Below are 14,472 nucleotides of genomic sequence, written 5' to 3'. Positions count from 1 at the left end.
CAGGATCAGAAACGATGCTCCCAGGCCCGCCGGCGTCCGAGGCCCGCGGTGATGTAGGCGTAAAACGCGCCCGGGTTCGGCACGAACCGGGTCATGGCACCGTATCCCGCGGCGAAGAACAACAACGCCACGGTGGTGACGAGGAAGGCGCTCGGCGCACCGAGACCATTTCCGTAGGCGATGATGATCGTGATATATCCGGAAGTTCCGGCGAGCGGTCCCGCGAAGGCGAGCGCGGCCAGTACGAGATCACGCGTTCCGAGCTTGCCGTGCAATCCCGTACCGCTGTTCACAGCTGTCTCAGTAGTCTTGTCATAGACGGTCTGCCTCATGTGATTCCTCTCGGCAACGCGAGATTCAGATGCAATTAGTCTGCGGGCCCACGTCGCGGCGGTGGAATTGTCACAGTGCCGAACATGACGACCAGGTACTGGAAATTTCACAACAGGCCCTGAACCAGGCGACACATTGCTCTGGCAGTGAAGCAATTCAGGCGTCGGCAGCCAACCCGCGTCGAGTACGTAGCGGGAACAGCCGCGTTCTACCGCTCAGTCCTGCCAGCAAGCTGCGATATCGGACAGGGTCGCGAACCACACGCCGTCATGTGAGGCCACTTCGCCCAGGAAGGCCTCGAACATCAACAGGTGATGGGCACGAGCGATCGTCTGCGGATGGACCGTCAGGGCGAAAACGCCGCCGGGACACCGCTCGTAGGCGAATCGGAACGAGTCGAGCCACCGCGCAAGCACCGCCTCAGTCGGCTGCATGCCGACACTACGCGGCAGGTTCTCCAATGCCGGGAAGTCGTCGAGGTACCACGACACCGGGATCTCCAGGATGTCCCGCTCGGGCCCGAAGGTGTTGCCGCACTCGCGGTCGATTCGCTCGACCAACCGTGGCCGGTAGACGTCGAAGTCCCGTCCCATCAACGAGGAGTCCCAGCCAAAGCCGAACTCTTCGAGCAGGTCGAAGGTCACATCGCTGACATCCCAGGCGGGAGAACGGTATCCGCGCGGGCGTTCGCCGAGAATCCGCTCGTGCTGCCGGATCTGCAGCGCCAATAGCCGGCGTTCCTCATCGGCATCCAGACGCGTGATCGGTTCGTGGTAGACGCCGTGAGCGGCGATTTCGTGCCCGGCTTCCACAATGGCGCGTGACTGTTCCGGAAAGGTCTGCAGCGTGTGCGTGGGTGTGCACCACGTGGTCTTGATGTCGAACCGTTCGAAAACCTCGAGCAACCTGGGGACTCCGACGACGGCGCCGAACTCGCCGCGCGAAAGATGGCTCTGGGAAGCGGAACCGAACGTCCCCATCCAGACGCTCTGGGCGTCGAAGTCACTACCGATCGACACGGCTAGGTGCTTGCCCTGCGGCAGCTTGAGAACCATGCGACTTCCTTGATCAAATCCACTCCGGTGGCAGCCCACCGGTCACGAGACGGCGGCCAACCAGGTCGGTGAGCACCGAGTTCGCACCTTCGCCGGCGAGATAGAGGGTGGCGTCACGGAGGAAACGCTCGGGATCATTCTCGGTGAGGTACCCGGAGCCTCCGTGGATCTCCATCGCTGCCAGGGCGGTGTCGACCGCGGTCTCCGCTGCGAAGACCTTGGCTGCCGAAGTGACCGCATCGTGGCGCCCACCACGCTGCTTTTCGGCCACCGCCTGCATCAGCAACGCACGGGCGGCCTTGAGCCGGATGGCGGCTTTTCCCAGTGCAGTCGTGACGTTCTGGAAATCGGCGATCGGTTTCCCGAACGCCTCCCGCACGGTAGAGCGCTGCGCCGCAGCGTGCAGTGCGGCCCGCCCGACCCCGATAGCTGCCGCCGCGACCGCGATTCGGCCGACCTCCAGGCAATCCATGACCTGGGCAAATCCCCGCCCCGGCACGCCGCCGACGATGCGGTCGACAGGGACGTGCTGGTCCGTCACGCGAAGCTCGCAGGTCTCAACCGCACGCGAGCCAAGTTTGCCGAGATCGCGAACGACTTCCCACTCGCCGGATTCGAGGATCACCAGGCTCAGGCCGCGGTGACCGGACTCGCTGTTGGAGTCTGTGCGCACCAGCATCAACAGCAGGTCCGCGTGCCGACTGTGCGTGATGAACGTCTTGTGGGCGTCGATCTTCAGCTTGCCGCCGACGTCGATCGCGGTCGATCGCACCGCGCCCAGATCCGTACCCCCGGCCGGTTCGCTCAGAGCGAGCGCAGCGGTTCGATCTCCGGTGAGCAATTCGGGGAGCAGCTTTTCTCGCTGCTCTGCCGTGCCGTGGCTCGTGATCGCCCACACCATGGACCCGTGCGCGTTGAGAATCGGGGCGAGGCTGATCCAGCCCCGCCCGATCTCCTCGTGGATCATGGCGTAGACCGGCAAGGACATCTCCGACGAGCGGAACAGCCCGATCTGCTTCATCCGTGCGACGAGAGCTTCCGGGTACTCCCCCGCCGCGTCGCTGCGGCGGGCCGCCGGGACGACCTCGTCGTCCACGAACGCGATCACCTGCCGGACCAGCGCCTGCCCCTCGGCGTGCAAATCATGAATGTCGGTCACAATTCTCTTCCTGTGGTGTCTAGGGGGCAAGCGAGGGGCGGGCTACGCCGAGCTTGTCCGCCAGTGGATCAGACTCACCGATCAGCAGGCGGGCGAGGACCTCGCCCCCAACGGGTCCACTGGCCACGCCGAACGAATGCGCGGTGTTGACGTAGAGCCCGTCGATGGCATCGATGATTGGCAGCTGGTCGGCAGTCTCGGCGACAAGGCCGGCCCACAGCCCGGTGACACCAAGGCCTCCGTAGCGCTCGGAGCGCCCAAGCGCGGCGTCGATCATCGCGTGGGTTGCGCGCATGCTGATGTGCGGGTTCAGCGTGCCTCGTCCGTCGATGCTGTTACCGATCAGCACCGCACCCTCGGTGTTCTGGGCAACGGTGTCGTCGTAGGCGAGTTCGGCTCCGCCCGCGCCAGCGGGCGGGCTGAACACCTCTGGGTCGAATTCGGGGAGGTCGGCCAGCGCTCCGCAACGCCCGACACCTCGCGGTCCGTGCAGGATGCTGCCCGGCGTGTAGGTGACCGGCTGCGTCACGAGCTGCCCGACGCGATAGGTGTCGATCGGCAGGTCGATACCTTCGGCACGGAGGTTCACCGACCAAGCCCCGGTGGCCCAGACGACTGCCCCGGCGTGGATCTCGCCGCGCACCGTACTGACACCGGAGACCGTGTCGACCTTGCGGATGGTGCCCAGGACCGCCGTGTTCTCGAACAGCCTCACGCCCATCCGCAGGCACGCCCCGCCCACTGCTCGCACGAACGCCGAGGCATCGACCTGAGCATCGTCAGCGCAGTACACCGCGCCCAAAGCAGTATCAGGGACCACCGGCGAGAGACCCATCGCCTCGTCTCGGGAGACGATCGAGACGTCCAGTCCTGCCACGATACGGTCGGCGACATAGCCCTCGAACACGGCCCGCTGCGCCTCGGTCTCGTAGAAGAACAGGCCGCCGCGCTGCCGGAACTCGAACGTCGGTCCCAGGCTGTCCTCATATTCGGCGTACTTGTGCAACCCCCGACGCGCGAGCTCAAGCTCGATCCCCGCCCGCCGGGTTTGCAGCCACACCGCACCGGAGTTGCGTCCGGAGGCACCGAAGGCGAGGAACCGCTGCTCCACCACGACCACGTCGAAGCCGCGCTTGCGCAACTCCAGTGCGGTCGTCAAACCGACGACACCACCGCCGACCACGACGATGTCCGCTGTGTCCAGCGTACCGATCTCCCTCACACCGCCTGCCTTTCCGCGGACCGGACCGAGTCAGGTCGCGGTCCACCCGCCGTCCACATGGATCACCTGACCGTTCACGTAGGACGCCTCCCGACTCGCCAGGAACTCGACCGCGGCCGCGATCTCGGCCGGCTGCCCGGACCGGTGCGCAGGGATGAGGAAGTCCATCAGGTCCGGTGAGACCCCCACCCCGCGGTTGGTGTCCACGAGGTCACCCAGCACCTCGCTGGAGTTGGCCCGGATGTCGGTCGCGATCACCCCCGGCGCCACCACGTTGGCGGTCACGCCGTGCGGACCGACATCGATGGCCAGGCGACGTGTCATACCTTCGATCCCGGCCTTGGCCGCGGCGTAGGCGAGGCCGTCCGCCGCGCCACGCTGCCCGGCGACCGACCCGATGTTGATGATCCGGCCCGTCCCGTGCTCGATCATCGGAGCCGAAGCCGCCTTTGCGCCGTGGAAGTACCCGGTGAGGTTCACGTCGATGATCTTCCGCCACAGCTGCGGGCTGGTCTCCGAGACGCCAGCGTAGCCGTCGAACACTCCGGCGTTGTTGACGAAGACATCGAGATGGCCGACCGCGCCAGCCACCTCAGCCACCAGGGATTCATCGGCGGCGAAGTCAGTGACATCCAGTTGCCGCCCCTGCACCGGTCCGCCGCATCCCGCCAGCTCCTCGACCGCGGCCGAGAGCCGCGTCTCGGAAATGTCGGCGAGGTAGACGCTGTCCCCGGCCTCGACGAAGCGCCGGGCGATCGCCCGCCCGATGCCCGCAGCAGCACCGGTGATGATCACTCCGCGTGGTTCCACCCTGCGTCCTTCCAGTCGGCGAGGAACTTGCCATCCTCGGCCACGTCGTAGGTAGCGTCCGTCTCAGGCACAACCCTGATCGGCTTGCCCGACCTGAGTTCTTCGGAGACGTGGGCGACCACGCCCGGCAAGGTCGAGATGATGGCAAGACCGGTCGACTCCTCGGGTGTGAAGCCGAGGCCTGTCATCACGGCCGCCATCATTCCGACGTCGTTGATCGGAAAGTCCGCCTTGCGAGGACTGCGGATGAACTCGCTGTGGATCGCCTCGTAGAGACGGCAAGCCTCGTTCCACAGTCCTGCCTTCATTGCAATCTGCTTTAGGATCGCGGCCCGGGGATCGACGTTCTTGAACAGTGGATGACCGAAGCCCGGAATGCGGGTCCGGTTGGCGGCGCATTCCGCAACGACTTGCTCGGCGAACTTCTCCTGGGACACCCCCGAGGCGGTGAACTGTTCGTGGGTCGTGCTGATGAACCTCGCCGCCTCCTCGGTGGCGAGGGTGTACTCACCGACCGCCAGAGAAGCGGTCGCGAGGCCGGCCGGCATGTTCGGGTTCGCCGACACCACGTAGCGTGCCGCGACCGTACCCGGCTTCTGCAGCGAGTAGTCCAGGACCGCGGTCAGCACCGCATCCAATACGCGGCTTTCCCTGGGACTGGGCAACCGGCCGCGGACGAGGAGGAAGACCGCCGCAGTGAACGGCAGCTTCCCGATCAAGTTCTCCAGGTCATACCCTCGGACGAACACTTTTCCGTCCTTGACCTTGCTGACCTCGGAGCGCCAGTAAGTGTCCGGCGCAGTTGGCATGTCGACCACAACCTCGGGCTCACACGTCGTTACGCGCTTGACGCTACCGAGCAACAGCGCCGAGGTTTAGTGGAAAATCTACCATCCCGGTGGTTACCGTTGGACTTATCACGATAGCGGCCTTGGTCGCCGGTCTCGTAGCGTGAGCTGACGCGTCGCCGGGCGTGCTCCAACTACTCGTGTCGTGGACGTATAGGACCAACCGATGGCCGATGTGGAATCCGGCGTCACGCTGGGCGATCTCTTCGGCAGCGACGCTGCTGCAGGCCGTTTGCTGCAGCCCGCCGAGTCCAATTTCGGCCGCGTGATCACCCGGGCCCAGCTCATGGCAGGTGGTCATGTCGGCACAGTCCCGGATAGCACCCTCCTAGTCCACGTGGGCGGGGCGGGCGAGAGCCCCTATCTCGAGGAGATTGCACGGATCTTCGCTCTTCCCGGGTCACTCGTGGTCTGTCTGTGGCCTCCTGATGCAATCAGCGACAACCAACTCGTCGAAGCAGCTGGCGAACACCTCGTCGTGCGAGCGGGTGCGGGCAGCGATCCGGCATCGGTCATCGCGGAGTTCGCCCGCGCCACCCGGCCTCCGGACCAGGCCATGACGCGACGGCTGACCGCCCTACAACGGTCGCTGACGCAGACGCTTGCCGAACCGGAACCGCTGAAGGCATTGACCCACCGGCTGGCGAAGACCTGCAACGCCGTCACCGCAGTGGTGAAAGCCAACGGCGAGCTGGAAGCGGCCAGCGGTCCCCTGCCGCTGACGCGGCTGATGAGCGAACTGCGAGACGACTTCGGAGAGTCACACATCCTCACCGTCAACGGCTGGCACGGGATGTGCGTACGCATAGCGGGCGAAGACAGCCGCGCAGGATGGCTGATCGTGGCCAGCCGTCGCGACGCGTTCCCGGAACCCTACGCCACAGCAGCCGCACACGTCGCTGCCTCGCTGGCGGAGACCCACATCCGCGTTGACCTCCTGGCACGCCGCCAAGACCGAGCAGTCCGCGGGGCACTCCTGGAGCAGATCCTGTCGTTGCAACTGGAACGGCGGGACACCGAACTGGAGGGGCGGGCCGCAGCGCTGGGCATCTCCTTTACCGACGAGTCCCGCGTGATCATCGTCTCCTTGCTGCGTGGCCAGCAGCGAAGCCACGGCGTTGCCACGGTGGAAGCGATGTACAACCGGTTGGACCTAGAACTGACCGCACTGGGCACGCCGCACCTGCTCGCACTGCGCGATGGGGCGATCGTCGGCCTGGTCCAGGCATCCGGGCCGACCATCCAGCGGATCTTCAACAAGATCAACAGTTCCCTACGCGGGTTCCTGCTCGGTATCGGCCGGCGCACGTCGTCCATAGGCGAGGCGGTCGACTCCTACCACGATGCCCACCTGGCCGTGCGGACGCTACGTGCCCCCGGCCGCACCGGAACATCGATGAGCTACGAGGACTTCGACTTCGCGACCAGGCTCTTCTCCGATGTTGGCGTCGAACGGATGTCGAAGTGGGCAGCGGAGATGCTTCAGCCGCTGGCCGAACAGCAAATCCTGCTCGACGGGCTCCGAGCCTACTTCGAGCACGAGTTCAACATCGTCTCCGCGGCGCGAGCCCTCAAAATCCACCACAACTCGCTGCGCTACCGACTGTCCCGGGCCGAGGATCTGCTCGGCCTGAACCTCAAAGACCCCGCCGCGGTGTCCTCCCTCTTCCTCGCCCTTACCGCGATGGCGATGGCTTCCTGGACACAGGCACCGCGCCGACCGGACCGCTCCGATCGCGAACCCAGACCAGGACCGTCGTTCGCCTCGGACACCGACACGGACTTCCGCGGCGAACAGAACAGAGGAGGCTTGACCCGCGGCCTGGGCGTAGCTTTCGGGCCGGAACGATAGAGCCGCACTCCAGCAATCACGCCCGCTCCACCCGCGACGCTCCCCAGGTGGAACTCACGACACACGGGCAGCTTCTCGTTGGAGCTTTCCCAAGAAAGCTCGACGAGCGCAGTAGCGACACCGATAGACCAGCCCGAATTGGAGTCGTACGTTCAATGGCACAGAAATTCCATTACACCAGGAACCGCACATGAAAAAGGCATTCGTCGCCAGCATCGTCGGCACCATCATCGAATGGTACGATTTTTTCCTTTACGCCGCAGTCGCCGGTCTGGTCATCAACCACGCCTTCTTCCCGAACGTCAGCCCAGTGATCTCGACGATCGCGTCCTTGTCCACATTCGCCGTGGGATTCATCGCCCGCCCTCTCGGTGCGATGATCTTCGGTCACCTGGGCGACAAGATCGGGCGCAAGCGGGTCCTCTCGGCAACGCTGGTCCTGATGGGCAGTGCCACGCTCGTCACCGGGCTGCTGCCCACCTACGAAACGATCGGCCTCGCGGCGCCCATCATCCTCGTGGCGATGCGCGTCCTGCAGGGCATCGGCGTCGGCGGCGAGTACGGCGGCGCGATCCTGATGATCAGCGAACAGGGCTACCGCACGCGCCGACGCGGCCTGTTGACATCCTTCCCCAGCGCCTCGGCTTCAGTCGGGTTCCTGCTCTCCTCCGCGACGATGGCCCTGATGACCGCCGCTACGACGTCCGAGCAGTTCCAGTCATGGGGCTGGCGAATCCCCTTCGTCGCCAGCGCTGCCCTCCTGGGCTTCGGCTACTGGATCCGCCGCAGCGTAGCCGAGCCACCTGCCTTCGCCGACGCCAAACAGGCCGTCGAAACAGTTCGCAGCCCGCTCGTGGAGATCTTCCGGCGGTTTCCACGCCAGGTCTACGTTTCGATCGCACTGCCGGTGTGCATCGCCGTCAGCTACTCGCTCGTGCTGGTCTACATGGTCACTTACGCCACCGGCCGGGGCACGGATGGAAGCAGCCTCCTCGGGCTCACCACACTGGCTCAGACGATCTATCTTCCGCTCATCATCGGCTGGGGCTTCACCTCGGACCACCTGGGCCGCCGCAAGCCGATGGCCTTCGGAATGATTGGAACAGCCGCCTGGGCATTCGCTTTCTGGCCATTGATCGGAACCGGATCGTGGGGTCTCATGCTGCTCGCGGTTGCCGTTGGGCTGTTCTTCATCAGCGCCATGTACGGCCCGCAGGCAGCGTTCCTCGCCGAACTGTTCCCGGTGGAAGTCCGCTACAGCGGAATCTCGTTCGGTTACCAGGTTGCCTTCGCAGTCGCTGGCGGACTGACCCCGGTCGTCGCGCTGACACTGCAAACGGCGACCGGCAGCTGGGTACCTGCCGCTGTCATGACAGGCGTCGGTGCCGCGATCTCGCTCTCCGCGCTCGTCGTCAGCCGTGGCATCAAATCCACCACAGACCATGGACGTACACTCGCCAACGAGGGCGTCGTATCCGACAAAAAGGGATGACGCCGTGCCCTTCACCCACACACATCAAGTGCGCTACCACGAGACGGACGCGCAGTCCTACCTCTTCAACAGCCGTTACCTCGAAATCGCCGACGTGGCGATGACGGAATTCTTCCGCCACCTCGGCTGGCCCTACCAGGCGTTGAACGCCGGGGGCGTCGACCCCTCCGTGGTCAGTGCACGAATCGAGTTTCGCGCGCCGGCGTTCTTCGACGATCTCATCGATTTCCGGGTCGAGTGCACACGAGTCGGGCGCAGCAGCTTCGAACTCCGCCACGTGGTAACCCGATCCGAGACCGAACTGGCTGAAATCAACGTCGTGTACGCGAACGTGGACGCGTCCGAGAACCGGGCACGACCGCTGCCCGACGCCGTCTCCGCGGCATTGTCATCTCACGGGAGAGCACCATGATCAGAACAGAACTGACTCGCCGTCTGGGAATTCGGCACCCGGTTGTGTCGGCTGGGATGGCCCGGGTCTCCCAAGCCGAACTAGTGGTGGCGGTGACCGAAGCCGGGGGGATGGGCTGTCTCGGCGGTGTCAGCTTCATGCCAGACCAGTTGCATTCCGAGATCCAGAAGATCAAGGCAGGCACTGCCAATCCTTACGCGGTCAATCTGCTTCTCCCGGACAGCTTGACCACAGAGGACGAGGCCCAGTGGGAACCAGTTCGCCGGTTGTGGGGATCGCTTCCCGAGCAAGACCGCGCGATGCTCGCCGGTGTCGAAGCGCTACTCACCCCGGGCGCTGTGGCCAAGCAGGTCGACGTCGTGCTCGACGCCGCCCCGCCAGCGGTCGTGCTCACGTTCGCCACTCCCGCCTGGTTCATCGACGAATGCCGCGCACGCGGAATCCTCGTACTCGCGCTGGTCGGCTCGATCGGCAAAGCGAAAGAAGCTGCACAGGACGGAGTCGACTTCATCGTGGCGCAGGGCAGCGAGGGCGGAGGCCACACCGGCTACGCCTCAACCCTGGCCCTCGTCCCCGGAGTCGTCGACGCCGTTGAGCAACCTGTGCTGGCAGCCGGTGGCATCGCCGACGGGCGAGGCCTCGCCGCTGCTTTGAGCCTTGGCGCCGCGGGTGCATGGGTGGGGACCAGGTTCATCGCCAGCCCGGAAGCATATGGCCACGAGGCGTTCAAGCGCCGAGTCGTCGAAGGACGCCTCAATCAGACAACCCTCACCCGCGCCTACACCGGTAAACCGTTGCGGGCCTTCCGCAACAACTGGACCGAGCAGTGGGAAGACAAAGCCGGCGAGGTCGCCCCATTCCCCCAGCAGTACGCGGTCGCCGGAACCTTGGTGGAGACCGGATACCAAGACGGCGACCTGGAACGCGGCATGATGCCCGCCGGTCAGGCGATCCAGATCATCGACCAGATCCTTCCCGCAGGAACGATCGTGACGAACATGGTCGCCGAAGCGGAGCAGATCCTCCGCCACCTGGCGAACAACGCAATCACCGACTGAACCTCGCCAGCCAACTGATGCCGGGACCGTGACCTACGGTCCCGGCATCATCTCTTCCACCGCTCCCGAGCACACGACTGCGCGGACAGTGAAAACTCCTGGCTGAACGCCCCTGTCCTTCGTTTCCAACAATTGCCCGTCGCCGTCCGCCTAGCGCACGCTCTACGAAATCCCGGTCAACTGGGATGTCTATTTTGGAAGGTGGAATACACCCATGCCAAGAAGCGTTATCGATGACGCTCCGATGAGCGGCTTTCATTGGCGTATTTCCGCGCTCTCAGCCGGCGGGCCGTTCCTGGATGGCTGGGTGCTCAGCATCATCGGAATCGTTCTCATCCAGGCCGAGCCCGCCCTCGGCATGTCCAGCTTCGAATCGGCCCTGACCGGGGCTTCAGCTCTGGCCGGCATGTTCTTCGGTGGCCTGGTCGGCGGCTACCTGTGCGATGTGCTCGGCCGCAAGATCACCTACACGGTCGACCTGGTCGCGCTGGTCGTCTGCTCCCTGCTGTCCGCGTTGGTCACCGAACCGTGGCACCTCATCGCCCTGCGATTCGTCATCGGCATCGCCGTCGGAGCCGACTACCCCATCGCATCGTCGTTGCTGGCCGAGTTCGTGCCCCGCCGCCGCCGTGGTGTGCTGCTCGCCTCCCTCGTCACCGCATGGTTCGTCGGCTCTTGTCTGTCCTATGTAGTCGGCTACCTGCTGAGCGGATTCGGAGCGAACGGCTGGCGATGGATGCTCGCCAGCGCAGCGGTTCCCGCACTCGCCATCGTGCTGCTTCGCGCCGGAATTCCAGAATCTCCGCGCTGGCTGCTCAGTAACGGCAAGCGGGGCAAGGCAGAAGCCGTCCTGCGGCGGGTGTTCGGCCCGCAGGCCCACATCGAAGATCTCGACGAGCCGGAAAACCCCGCCAAGATCAGCACTGTGCTCCGGCACAGGAGTTACGTTGGCCGGATCCTGTTTGTGATCGCCTTCCAGTCAGCCCAGATCATCCCGCTCTACGCGATCTACACCTACCTGCCGCAGATGCTCAGCGGTCTGGGATTCACCGACGACGGCACCGGTTACGTGGGAGGCATCCTGTCCAGCGCCATCGTGCTGGTCGGTGCGGTCTTCGGCATGTTCTTCATGGACCGCTCGGGACGCCGTCCCGTGCTCATCCTTCCCTTCATCCCAATGGTAGGGGCGCTCGTGCTGCTCGGACTCGCCTCGGAACACAACACAACTGCCGTAATCATCGGATTCAGCGTCTATTCGCTGTTCTCGGGTATCACAGGATTGCTCGTCTGGTCCTATCCGGGCGAGCTATTCCCCACGGAGGCACGAAGCACTGCAACCGGCTTGATCACGAGCGCAACCCGCATCGGCGCAGCCGCCGGGACCTTCCTCGTCCCGCTGGCGATCTCCGGACTCGGGATCGACTTCGCCATGCTCGCAGGAGCCGCCATCACAGCGTTCGGCCTGCTCGTGAGCATCCTCTGGGCCCCCGAGACCAAAGGCCGTCCACTGTCCGAGACCTCGGCCCCGGGTCGCACCACGCGCAAGGCAACCATCCGAACCAATGCGGACACGACCGCGTCGCGATGACCAGGTAGGACTCACAACTATCCAACTCGATCTCGGGCATCCCGCCATGGGCCAGGAGGGGGAACTTAGTGAGGATCTCCGCGCCGAGCATATTGATGATCACGAGGATGGTCGCCAGCCGGGTGAGCAGCCCGAGGATGAGCAGCACACACAGCCGATCTCAAACAGCGCGGGCTGCACCAGCGCGGCGGGGTTCGGGGCGAGCGTGAGGGGCAGCGGCGGCCGGTCAAGCAGAGCGCAGCACCGCTTGCAGGTGACCGGGCGCGTGGTGGGCAGCAGCTCCGAGCACGCCGTGGCCGGTGAACCCGGTCGGGCACAGCGGTGCCGGGAGCTGAAGGCCGGGAAGCCAGTCCCGCCAGGTGACGCCGTGTACGACCGCCGAGCCGCCGATGGTGAGGCCAGTGCAGCCGAGGAAGGCAATCCGGGTGGCATCGGCGAGGCGTTCGGCGTCGTCCCGGCTGTGCGGCCAGCGACGGGCCCAGGGGGAAGTGGAGCGGCTTCCGAACAGGCCACGCAACCGCTTCTGATCCTTGGCCCATCCGTGGCTTACACGCTTGGCGTGACACCGCCCCGCCCGCGGCGAGGATCTCCGGCCTGATCAGGCCAGGATGGTGCGGGTCGTGGAATACACGGTGCCCGACCGCGACGGCAACGGCAACGGCGAACTGATCCGGCTGATCACCACTATCACCGACCCCACCGCAGCGCCGGCGGCGGCGTTGGCCGAGAGCTACCACCAGCGGTGGGAACACGAAACCGCCAACGGCCAGATCAAAACCGTCCTGCGCGGACCGGGAAGAGTGCTGCGGTCGAAAAGCCCCGACATGGTGCGCCAGGAGCTCTACGGCTACCTGCTCACCCACTACGCGATCAGCGCGCTGATCTGCCGGGCGGCCACCGAAGCCGACATCGACCCCGACCGGGTCAAATTCACCCGCACCGTCCGCATCGTCCGCCGCCGGTTCGCCGATCCGGCGGCCTTTTCCCCCTGAACACCAGAAACGATCTCTGGCCGCTATCACCTCCGACATCACCGCCGCCCGCAACCTCAATCCCCGCCGCCGCCACCGCAGCTACCCCCGCGTGATCAAACGCGGCCGCCACAACGCCTACCGAGTCAAAAAAACCCACCGACACCGGAACCCGCCACGACAGCCCGCCCAGCACCCAACTCACCCACACAGCAGCCTGATCAAAATAGGCTAAGCGGCATTCCTACATAACCCCTGAGCCACAAATTCTTACGCGCGACACACCCACTCACATATCTTATTAAGGGTGTGGTGTGAGCGGCACCTCGGTCGTTGGCAGATTGAGAAAGCAGGCGCATACTGACGTTGATAAGACCCGTCCATCGGGGGTGGTCCGATGGCTGTCATCGAACGGGCAGGTCGGCCAGGTAACTTGCCGGTCGCGTTGACCAGCTTCATCGGGAGGCGCATGGAGATCGCAGTGGCTCGGTCGCTGCTTTCCAAGTGCAGGGTCCTCACGCTCACCGGCACCGGCGGGGTCGGCAAAACCCGGTTGGGCATGGAGGTAGCCGCGGCGGCGCAGCGTGCCTTTCCTGACGGTGTGTGGCTGGTGGAGCTGGCCGATCTCACTGACCCCACGAGGCTCGCCCAGACCGTGGCGGGCGCGGTCGGACTGCGTGACGAGTTCGTGACGCCCGCGCTGCAGCTCGCGGAGCATTTGGCTGACAAACGCACACTGATCGTGCTCGACGACTGCGAGCACGTGCCGGACGCGTGCGCGTTGTTGCTGGGCAAGCTGCTGCCGGTGGCACCCGGCGTTATCGTCCTGGCCACCAGTCGCCAGCGGTTGGGGGTCGAGGGTGAGCAGATCATGCACGTCGATCCGTTCCCCGTCTCTTCGTCGGGAAATAGTGACTGCTATGAGGCCCTGCAGTTGTTCGTTGAGCGCGCCAAGGCCACGGCACCGGCCTTCGAGCTGACCGACAGTAACCGGAAGATCGTGGTGGCCATCTGCCAGCGACTTGATGGGGTGCCGCTGGCGATCGAACTCGCCGCGGTGTGGGTGGCCAAACTGACCCCCGCGCAGATCCTATCCCGGCTCGCCAACCGGTTCGGACTGCTCACCGATGGACACCGCGGCCTGCGGCCGCACCAACGCACCTTGCAGGCCACCATCGACTGGAGCTACTCCTTGTGCTCGCCTCAGGAGCAGGCGCTGTGGAGCCGGTTGTCGCTGTTCACGGGAGGGTTCGATCTGGAGGCGGTCGAGTCTGTCTGCTCTAGCGACGACGTACCGCGCGACGAGATGCTTGGCCTGATGGCAGGTCTGCTCGACAAGTCCGTGGTCATCCGGCTCGACAACACCTATGGCAAGGCGCGCTATCGAATGCTTGAAACCGTCCAGTCGTACGGCCTCGCTCGGCTCGCCGCGTCCGGGGGGAAGAGGCGTTCCGCATCCGCCACCGCGACTATTTCCGGCAGCTGTCCTTGCGCTACGAGGTTGAGTGCTTCGGGCCCCGTCAGATCGAGTGGTTGCTGCACTTGCGCCGCGAGCACCCCAACCTCCGGGCCGCCATCGAATTCTGCCTCAGCCGCGGTGAGAGCCGCACTGCCTTGGAGGTCGCCGGACCCACGTACCATTGGATCTCCTCCGGCTACCTGAAGGAGGGGC

14 protein-coding genes are annotated in these 14,472 nt (G+C 65.1%); 7 read left to right on the top strand and 7 right to left on the bottom strand.

Annotated features, from left to right (window positions below):
- Positions 1-5: 5 nt before the first annotated feature.
- The 6 genes from DL519_RS04715 to DL519_RS04690 form a co-directional block, all read right to left on the bottom strand.
- Positions 6-332 carry an APC family permease gene (locus tag DL519_RS04715; protein WP_190813048.1) on the bottom strand — a complete coding sequence of 109 codons (327 nt, stop codon included), beginning with the start codon at positions 330-332 and terminating at the stop codon, positions 6-8.
- Positions 333-548: 216 nt separating this feature from the next.
- Positions 549-1,388 carry a polysaccharide deacetylase family protein gene (locus DL519_RS04710; protein ID WP_190813047.1) on the bottom strand — a complete coding sequence of 280 codons (840 nt, stop codon included), beginning with the start codon at positions 1,386-1,388 and terminating at the stop codon, positions 549-551.
- Positions 1,389-1,401: 13 nt separating this feature from the next.
- Positions 1,402-2,547 carry an acyl-CoA dehydrogenase family protein gene (locus DL519_RS04705; protein ID WP_190813046.1) on the bottom strand — a complete coding sequence of 382 codons (1,146 nt, stop codon included), beginning with the start codon at positions 2,545-2,547 and terminating at the stop codon, positions 1,402-1,404.
- A gap of 19 nt (positions 2,548-2,566) precedes the next feature.
- Positions 2,567-3,769: an NAD(P)/FAD-dependent oxidoreductase gene (locus tag DL519_RS04700; protein WP_190813045.1), complete on the bottom strand. Its 1,203-nt coding sequence runs from the start codon at positions 3,767-3,769 to the stop codon at positions 2,567-2,569.
- A 30-nt stretch (positions 3,770-3,799) separates the two neighbouring features.
- Positions 3,800-4,579, bottom strand: coding sequence for an SDR family NAD(P)-dependent oxidoreductase (locus DL519_RS04695; protein WP_190813044.1), 780 nt, complete (start codon positions 4,577-4,579; stop codon positions 3,800-3,802).
- Entirely contained in the window at positions 4,561-5,388 is an 828-nt protein-coding gene (locus tag DL519_RS04690; RefSeq protein WP_190813043.1) for a citryl-CoA lyase, read from the bottom strand. The genes DL519_RS04695 and DL519_RS04690 overlap by 19 nt, the downstream gene beginning before the upstream one ends.
- A gap of 205 nt (positions 5,389-5,593) precedes the next feature.
- On the opposite strand from DL519_RS04690, the gene DL519_RS04685 reads away from it, so the two are divergent.
- The 5 genes from DL519_RS04685 to DL519_RS04665 all read left to right on the top strand — a co-directional run bounded on the left by DL519_RS04685 (position 5,594) and on the right by DL519_RS04665 (position 11,829).
- Positions 5,594-7,279 carry a PucR family transcriptional regulator gene (locus DL519_RS04685; RefSeq protein ID WP_190813042.1) on the top strand — a complete coding sequence of 562 codons (1,686 nt, stop codon included), beginning with the start codon at positions 5,594-5,596 and terminating at the stop codon, positions 7,277-7,279.
- 190 nt (positions 7,280-7,469) lie between these two features.
- Positions 7,470-8,771, top strand: coding sequence for an MFS transporter (locus DL519_RS04680; RefSeq protein WP_190813041.1), 1,302 nt, complete (start codon positions 7,470-7,472; stop codon positions 8,769-8,771).
- A 4-nt stretch (positions 8,772-8,775) separates the two neighbouring features.
- On the top strand, positions 8,776-9,183 hold the full coding sequence (locus tag DL519_RS04675; RefSeq protein WP_223838439.1) for an acyl-CoA thioesterase: 408 nt from the start codon (positions 8,776-8,778) through the stop codon (positions 9,181-9,183).
- Positions 9,180-10,241: an NAD(P)H-dependent flavin oxidoreductase gene (locus DL519_RS04670; RefSeq protein ID WP_190813039.1), complete on the top strand. Its 1,062-nt coding sequence runs from the start codon at positions 9,180-9,182 to the stop codon at positions 10,239-10,241. Before DL519_RS04675 ends, DL519_RS04670 begins: the two co-directional genes overlap by 4 nt.
- Before the next feature lie 244 nt (positions 10,242-10,485).
- A complete protein-coding gene (locus DL519_RS04665) occupies positions 10,486-11,829 on the top strand; it encodes an MFS transporter (protein ID WP_223838438.1) in 1,344 nt (447 codons plus the stop codon).
- A gap of 226 nt (positions 11,830-12,055) precedes the next feature.
- Here DL519_RS04665 and DL519_RS04660 read toward each other — a convergent pair whose 3' ends face one another.
- On the bottom strand, positions 12,056-12,346 hold the full coding sequence (locus tag DL519_RS04660; protein ID WP_190813038.1) for a hypothetical protein: 291 nt from the start codon (positions 12,344-12,346) through the stop codon (positions 12,056-12,058).
- Positions 12,347-12,449: 103 nt separating this feature from the next.
- Here DL519_RS04660 and DL519_RS04655 point away from each other — a divergent pair, with 103 nt between their 5' ends.
- Positions 12,450-12,821, top strand: a complete 372-nt coding sequence (locus DL519_RS04655; RefSeq protein ID WP_190813037.1) for a hypothetical protein — start codon at positions 12,450-12,452, stop codon at positions 12,819-12,821.
- 376 nt (positions 12,822-13,197) lie between these two features.
- Positions 13,198-14,463 carry an ATP-binding protein gene (locus DL519_RS04650; protein ID WP_190813036.1) on the top strand — a complete coding sequence of 422 codons (1,266 nt, stop codon included), beginning with the start codon at positions 13,198-13,200 and terminating at the stop codon, positions 14,461-14,463.
- The last annotated feature ends 9 nt before the right edge of the window (positions 14,464-14,472 follow it).

The organism is Saccharopolyspora pogona, assembly GCF_014697215.1.
In the GTDB taxonomy this organism is placed as follows: Bacteria; Actinomycetota; Actinomycetes; order Mycobacteriales; family Pseudonocardiaceae; genus Saccharopolyspora; species Saccharopolyspora hattusasensis.
Note: the sequence above shows the minus strand (reverse complement) of the source record. Positions and strands in the feature narration are given on the sequence as shown.